This is a genomic window from Limosilactobacillus reuteri subsp. porcinus (genome assembly GCF_036621895.1).
In the GTDB taxonomy this organism is placed as follows: Bacteria; Bacillota; Bacilli; order Lactobacillales; family Lactobacillaceae; genus Limosilactobacillus; species Limosilactobacillus reuteri_J.
This window is the reverse complement of record NZ_LN887442.1, coordinates 1-350: the sequence shown is the minus strand read 5'-3', so window position 1 is coordinate 350 and position 350 is coordinate 1. Positions and strand designations below refer to the sequence as shown.

Here is a 350-nt window from a genome sequence, read left to right as displayed (position 1 = left end):
GGTACGGTAAAAAGCTTATTCAGGTCAATCCGTCATATACTAGCCAAATTTGTGCTAATTGTGGGAAGAATAATCATCGGTTAGGATTGAATAAATCGGAATGGTTAGCGGTACGTGAGTGGGATTGTCCAAACTGTGGTAAACATTTAGATCGTGATATTAACGCTGCACAAGTCATCTTGCAAAAAGGATTAGCTATCCGATAGATAAAGTTAGGCTCGGGACGAGCCTTGGCTAATAGTCGTAACCTCTGCTTGAAGGTTCGTTCAGAATCGGTAGGGTAAGTATGCGATGTTTCCAGAATCTCCCACTTCAAGCATTAAACCGTAGGTTTAGCTAAGTGGGAGTAG

At 42.0% G+C, this 350-nt stretch carries 1 protein-coding gene; it reads left to right on the top strand.

The window, feature by feature from the left end:
• Window positions 1–206, top strand: a 206-nt coding sequence (locus tag AACL61_RS07135; protein WP_339111179.1) for a zinc ribbon domain-containing protein, incomplete at its 5' end; no start/stop codon positions are given.
• Between the last annotated feature and the right edge of the window lie 144 nt (window positions 207–350).